The organism is Ezakiella coagulans, from assembly GCF_003096635.1.
Lineage (GTDB): Bacteria > Bacillota > Clostridia > Tissierellales > Peptoniphilaceae > Ezakiella > Ezakiella coagulans.
Map to the genome: position 1 here is coordinate 68,826 of NZ_QEKV01000009.1, position 6,738 is coordinate 75,563.

The window sequence follows — 6,738 nt, forward strand, 5'->3', positions numbered from 1 at the left end:
TCTTCTATAACGTTTATTTCATATTACACTATTTGTTTTATTTATAAGAATGCAATTAACTATAGGATTATGTAATAAGGTGTTTATTAAAAATCCTTACTACAGTATAATGTAAAATAGAATATTATATTAAAGTGAGGCGAAATTTATTGAAGCATGTAGGTATAGACATCGGTTCAACTGCGTCAAAAGTCGCAATTATGGACGATGACAAGAAAGAAATTTTGTATACAAAGCTCTTGCCTAGCGGTTGGAACAGTCGCGAAACAGGTGAAGAGATTAAAAAATGGATTGAGAGTCTGAATCTCGGTGATGTCGGTATTGTCGCAACGGGTTACGGCAGAATAAGTGTGCCATATGCGGATAAAACGGTCACAGAAATTACTTGTCATGCGAAGGGAGCATTGTTCCTAAATCCAAAAGATATGACAGTTATTGACATCGGCGGTCAAGACACAAAGGTTATAGTCGTTGAAGACGACATGGTCTCCGACTTTTTGATGAATGATAAATGTAGTGCCGGCACCGGAAAGTTTTTGGAAGTTATGGCAAACAGACTTGGCCTTACTCTTCACGAAATGTTTGAGTTTGCAAAGAAAGGTGAGCCTGTTCCAATTTCAAGTGTTTGCACGGTTTTTGCAGAGTCCGAAATTATAAGCCTTATGGGTAAAGGCACCCCACGCGAAGACATTGCATGCGGCGTTGTTCAATCTATTGTAAAGAAGGTTGCAGCTCTCTCTTCGAAGCGTTTAAAAAGCGGCGATGTATTTTTGACCGGCGGTTTTTGTGACAGCGACTATGTCATAGGTGAGCTTTCTAAGGAGCTCGGTGCAACTGTTCACACTGATCCAAGGGCAAGGTTTGCCGGAGCGATAGGAGCTGCACTTCTTGCATAGTTTAAATATAGATTTTTTTAAAGAAATTAGAAGAGAGGCGTATGTAAAAGCCATAGGTGCTAAAATGGCAGCCGACAATGTTGTCGGCACTTTCGGCAATGTGGATGAAGCTTTTTTAAGAGCCTATTCTTTGATTCCTTATCCAATTATAAGTGTCGACGGTTTTATTTATCAGTACGGAGATGTTAATGAGGATTGTGACGCAATAAATTCCACGAGAATTTATCTCGAAACGGGGAAGTGTCCTATTCTTTTCAGCTCAAAGTTCATTGTCCATTCAGATCTTTGCCCGATTTTTGTGGAAAAGATTTCAAAAGTGACGGATAAAAAATTTATTTCAATTGATAATACCTCTAAATTTTTAGAAATGAGCGGTTATTCATTTGACGATAAAATTTATGATGAACAAAAGAAACTGATTGAGACTATCGATGAAAAATTGAAATTTTTAGAAAAGACAGATATTGATTCAAAGCTTTTGAGCTATGCGAAATTCTATCTTTTGTATGAGCCGGAGCTCAAGAAAAGAATTGATATTTTGGATAATTTAATAAAAGAAAATAAATTAATAGATAATGAGAGAAATATTGTAAGGGCACTTTGCCCATACGGCATTTTAGACGGCATCGACGCCGAAAATTATTCAGTCATAGAAAGTACAAATGACGTGGATTGTGCTCCCGACAAGTGTGCTTTTTGTAATAAAAAATATATTAAATACGAGGTGTAGAAAATGGACAAAAATCATGAAATGTGGTCAAACATTGGAATGGACGTTGACAAGCACGATATGTTGTGCGAGGTGCTTCCTGGTGCCTTTGGCGACGTTTTTTTAAGCCAAGAAAACAGACCGGAAAGAATGGATTACTTCAATATGGTTGTTGGAGATATTCACGGAATCAGACCGGCAGAGTTAATTGAAGAACAAAAGAAGGGCAGAAAAGTAGTAGGGACTTTCTGCATTCACGTTCCTGATGAAGTGCCTATAGCTGCAAACGCAATTGTTACAGGTCTATGCAGTGGAAGCCAATTCTGGGTTCCGGGTGGAGAAAAAGTTCTTCCGACTGCAACATGTCCACTAATTAAGGCAAGTCTCGGCGCAAGATTTGACAAGACATGTCCATTCTTTAGAATTGCCGATATGTTTGTTGGAGAAACCACTTGTGACGGAAAGAAAAAAGCATGGGAAATTTTGGGCGAAGACGCACCAATGTATATCATGGACATTCCACAACTTAAAACAGAAGACGATTTCCTTAAATGGGAAAAAGAAATCAAGAAATATATTGCAAAGCTTGAAGAAATGACAGGAAATAAAATCACCGAAGAAAGTTTACACAATGCAATAAAGATTGTAAACAACAAACGTAAAGCTCTTCAAAGATTAAATAACTTCAGAAAACTTGACAAAGTGCCTATTTCCGGAAAAGACGTTTTACTTATCACTCAAATTGCATTCTTTGACGATCCTGAAAGACTTGCAACAATGGTCAACAAGCTATGTGACGAACTCGATGAAAGAGTTAAAAACGGCGTAAGCGTCTACAAAGAAGGTGCAAAGAGAATCCTTCTCACAGGAACACCGCTTTCAATTCCAAACTGGAAAATTCACCACATAATTGAATCAATGGGTGCTGCAATTGTCGGCGAAGAAATGTGCACAGGTTTAAGATATTGCGAACATCTTGTTGACGAAACTCCTGGAACTATCGACGAACAAGTTAAACACTTGGCAAAGAGATATCTCGGAAGCATCAATTGTGCTTGCTTTACTCCAAACGACGACAGAATCGATGACATCATTCGCCTAGCAAAAGAATACAAAGCTGATGGCGTAATCGACCTCAACTTAAAATTCTGTACTCTGTATGATTTGGAAGGCAGAAAAGTCGAAAGAGCGTTGAAGGAAGCAGGAATCCCGGTAATGGGCATTGAAACCGATTACACAGACGAAGATGCTGAACAATTGAAAACAAGAATCGGTGCATTTATCGAAATGTTAGGCTAGATATTAATATATCTTAATAAAAATATGTCAAAACAGTACTTTGTTTTTTTCAAAAACTCGATAGATGCTTACAATTTGTTGCAAAAATTAGATAAAATTGAAAAAACTCTCGCTCCAACTCCACGTGAAGCCTCTCATTGTTGTGGGGTGTGTATCATTTATAAAAATGAAGAAGACCGCACATATATTGAGAAAGTGGCCGCTGAAATCGGTATCGAACTTGACGGCTTTTGGGAAAGAGATGAGGATATTGATCCGAACAGAATGAGATTTTGTTAGATGGAAATTCAAAAATATTGCCCCCTTTTGGGGGCATTTTATTTTGTAACTAATCAAAAGGGAAGGGCGTTCATTTTCAAAAATATGTGTGTCGTATTTTATGTATTAAATGCAAATAAAATGGAATTATGTGAACTTTTGGATTAAAAGCAAGTTGGTGCTTGCAAAATAATTTAAAAAAAATGAGTTTATATCAGAATTTTATATTTTATAGCAATAAAAAATTTTTAAATGCTGAATTTTTTTATTCGATGATTTTATAAAAATTTTCAATAAACAAACTCAAAAAATCACAAAAAAGGCGAGGACTTTTCATTATAAATCCCTCGCCTTTTAATTATTTCAAACCTTCAACAACAAAGGTTCTCGTTTCTTCTTTAATATTTATTTTTTTTGTTTCAGTGCCTTCTTTTTTCTTGATACCGATTTCAACCACATCGCCGTTCTTTAAATTTTCCGGAGATTCCTTAGGGACAAATTCATAAAATTTAAAAATGTCGATTTCATCCATCATTTCCTGAATTTTATCAAGTCTCGCAGCAACATTTGAATCGATGGTCATATCGTCTGATTGACCCCAAATTTTTATATGACCTTTCCAAATGTTCAAATCCTTTTCCGGAATATATTGTTTGTATACCGCTTGTTGAAACTTCAAAAATTCATTCGGGTCAATCTTTACAGCGCCCTCTCCGTTTGAGCCCGAAAATTTCGGTGTTATATAATCAAACATGCTTATTGCTTTCGGTGTGCATGCAGAAAAGAGCATCGCAGTCGCCAGAAGTGCTAAAAGTATCGCTTTTTTAATTTTCATCTAAATCTCCTCCTATAAAATCAGTAATATCCTTTGAAATTGTGCCATTACTTGTGTAATAAAATCCAAAAATTCTCTCTTTATTCTCTAAGAAAAACTTGTGGAACCTAAAATCTTTAACAAGAAATTTTGTCGGCCGACTCATGTCGAGCGAAAACAAGTTTCTCACGCTCTCGATATTTAAAAAATCGTGAAATTTTTCGAGCTTTATAAATCTAGGCTTCAAATACTCCGCCGGATTTGAGCGATTGTTTATAAAGAAATCCAATCGAAGAAGCTCCGTAATCTCGTCTATATCATCACGTTCTTTTAAAAAATCAAATAAATTTTTATATAGATCCACACGATTGTGGCCAACTTTATGGTAACCGTTTTCCTCCCAATAAATCGCCATATCTTCAAAAAATTTAAACGGCCTTTCATCTTTTAACAAATAATCAAGAGTGTTCGAAAAATAGTCTTCATTCGAAAACTTTTCAACCAAATCTTCGATGATTTTTATTCGCATAATCTCAAACTCGCTTATATAATTTGTCTTTAAAACCTCATACGGCGGATATTCACTGTAAACAATACCATATTTTTTCGCATCCGCTTTCATTTTCGAGCCACGCAAAACCTTTAGAAAACCGAGTTGATGCTTTTCGGCACCGAGCCCGTAAATGAAATCGAAACTATGCCCGAAGCTCTCGTAGTCCTCATAAGGCAGCCCGGCAATTTGGTCCACATGTTGGTGGATATTACCATAGGAGCGAATTTTTGAAACTACATATTTTAACCTGTTAAGATCCGTCACACGCTCAATTGCCTTCAAAGTTTCAGGGTTTGACGACTGCACACCGATTTCAAATTGAAACAGCCCTTTAGGCAGAGTCGACAAAAACTCCAAAAATTTATCACTTATGAGATGTGCCATAAGTTCCATATGAAAAACCATTCCCTCGTGTGCATGTTCAACAATAAAATTCATCATGTCCATGCTCTCGCGCTCATTTGCATTAAAAGTCCTGTCGACAAGCTTCACAATCGTTGCACCAGAATTTATAATATAAAGAAGATCGCTCTCGATTCTTTCTTTCGAAAAATAGCGCACACCTTTTATTGTGCTCGACATACAAAAAGTGCATTTAAAAGGGCATCCGCGGCTCATCTCGTAGTACACAATCTTGCCAGGCGGATTTTTGTAGTCCTTAAAAGGACTCGGAATCTCGTCCAGATTTTTTATAAGCGGACGTGGCGGATTTGTTATAATATTTCCATTTTCTCGAAATGTTATTCCATTCACATCCGAAAGTGGCGTTTTATCCTCGATTGCATGAAGAAGAGCAGGAGTTGTAAGCTCACCTTCGTCACGAATAATAATATCGAGCCCCGGATTTTTTTCAAAAAATTCGCCCGTATCAAACGAAGATTCAATTCCTCCCCAAACAATAACCGCATCCGTCACTTTTGAAATGTCCGACGTCAACCTTTCGATATAGTCGATATTCCAGATATAAGTCGAAAACATCACAACATCCGGATTTCGTTTTAAAATTTCTCCGTAGGTGTGAGAAATCTCCTGATTTATATTAAACTCAAGAATCTCGACGTCAAAATCGGTGCAGCAATTATATAAATATTGAACCGCAAGTGCCGTGTGTATATATTTTGAATTTACTCCAACAAGTAAAACTTTCATTCAATCACCAAATACATTATACCATATAATGCTGTCGCCTCAAAGAAAGTTAATCGATATGAATTTAGCTTATATAAAAATCTTTACCCACTCTTGTGATTTTAAATTTAGATTTTGAAAGGAAACCTTTCAAAAAATTCTCTCTCAATACATAATAATCACATGTTTCGGTCTCATCTTTTTTCTCAGAAACAAAACTGCCAATGTGAAAACTTCCATGATCATCATGGCCATGTCCACCTTCACAAGTATTTGATAAGCTCTTTGATGGATCTATTGAAAGCGGTGATTCGCTATATTTTTCGTGCATATCATTAAGTGTTACTATTTGAAGCTCTCCATCCGGCGAAACCCCTGCACGAACAGCATGATCGCAAGGCATGCCATCAAGTGTTACCATATTTATCGCATCGAAGACCTCATCAAATGTATTTAAATCGGTCGGAGCAACACTCACTCCTAAATCATAAGCCTTCTTATAAACATCTCTACCATGTAAAATTGCATAAGAAAGTCTCGACTCTACAACATCGATTTTTGAAGACAAATACCCATGAATATTGTCCACATCGATAATCTCATCCAAAGGATCAGTTGAAACAGGTGCAATGGATTTGTTCAACAGATCAAGTTCCTCTTTAGAAAGAAGACTTGCAGTTAATCTATCTTGAAATTTAATTTTTTCGTACATCAAAAAATGTATCGGTCCTAAAAATTTACTCATACTATACCTCCAAATTTATAATAACACGGCTTCACAAAAACATCAATTAAAAAAGTAATACAACCTAAAATGAAGCCCACAAATAAGCTTAAAATGCTTGACATTAAAAATTTTCTGTGGTAAAATTAATTATGTTAAGCCCACGTAGCTCAGTCGGTAGAGTACATCCTTGGTAAGGATGAGGTCACCGGTTCAATCCCGGTCGTGGGCTCCACCATTATTATAATAAAATTTAAAAATCTAGGAGGGAAAAATAATGGCAAAAGAAAAATTTGAAAGAACCAAACCGCATGTTAACATCGGAACAATAGGCCACGTTGACCACGGTAAAACAAC

At 36.4% G+C, this 6,738-nt stretch carries 7 protein-coding genes and 1 tRNA gene; 5 read left to right on the forward strand and 3 right to left on the reverse strand.

From position 1 onward, the window contains the following. Nucleotides 1-149 precede the first annotated feature (149 nt). The 4 genes from C7381_RS07275 to C7381_RS07290 are packed head-to-tail and all read left to right on the forward strand — an operon-like array spanning nt 150 to nt 3,183. A complete protein-coding gene (locus C7381_RS07275; RefSeq protein WP_034546595.1) occupies nt 150-896 on the forward strand; it encodes an acyl-CoA dehydratase activase in 747 nt (248 codons plus the stop codon). After that, entirely contained in the window at nt 889-1,626 is a 738-nt protein-coding gene (locus C7381_RS07280; protein WP_116480457.1) for a hypothetical protein, read from the forward strand. The genes C7381_RS07275 and C7381_RS07280 overlap by 8 nt, the downstream gene beginning before the upstream one ends. A gap of 3 nt (nt 1,627-1,629) precedes the next feature. Beyond that, complete coding sequence (locus C7381_RS07285; RefSeq protein WP_165803631.1) at nt 1,630-2,904, forward strand: double-cubane-cluster-containing anaerobic reductase; 1,275 nt, start codon at nt 1,630-1,632, stop codon at nt 2,902-2,904. A gap of 24 nt (nt 2,905-2,928) precedes the next feature. Continuing rightward, nucleotides 2,929-3,183, forward strand: coding sequence for a putative Se/S carrier protein (locus C7381_RS07290; protein ID WP_034546591.1), 255 nt, complete (start codon nt 2,929-2,931; stop codon nt 3,181-3,183). A gap of 337 nt (nt 3,184-3,520) precedes the next feature. Here the strand turns inward: C7381_RS07290 and C7381_RS07295 are convergent, their stop codons facing one another. The 3 genes from C7381_RS07295 to C7381_RS07305 all read right to left on the reverse strand — a co-directional run bounded on the left by C7381_RS07295 (nt 3,521) and on the right by C7381_RS07305 (nt 6,402). Then, a complete protein-coding gene (locus tag C7381_RS07295) occupies nt 3,521-3,997 on the reverse strand; it encodes a hypothetical protein (protein ID WP_116480458.1) in 477 nt (158 codons plus the stop codon). After that, the gene (locus C7381_RS07300; RefSeq protein WP_116480459.1) at nt 3,987-5,678 is read right to left on the reverse strand and encodes a B12-binding domain-containing radical SAM protein; all 1,692 of its coding nucleotides are present in this window, start codon (nt 5,676-5,678) and stop codon (nt 3,987-3,989) included. The genes C7381_RS07295 and C7381_RS07300 overlap by 11 nt, the downstream gene beginning before the upstream one ends. 64 nt (nt 5,679-5,742) lie before the next feature. After that, nucleotides 5,743-6,402, reverse strand: coding sequence for a hypothetical protein (locus C7381_RS07305; protein ID WP_116480460.1), 660 nt, complete (start codon nt 6,400-6,402; stop codon nt 5,743-5,745). Nucleotides 6,403-6,540: 138 nt separating this feature from the next. Here C7381_RS07305 and C7381_RS07310 point away from each other — a divergent pair. Then, nucleotides 6,541-6,616, forward strand: a tRNA-Thr gene (locus C7381_RS07310). The last annotated feature ends 122 nt before the right edge of the window (nt 6,617-6,738 follow it).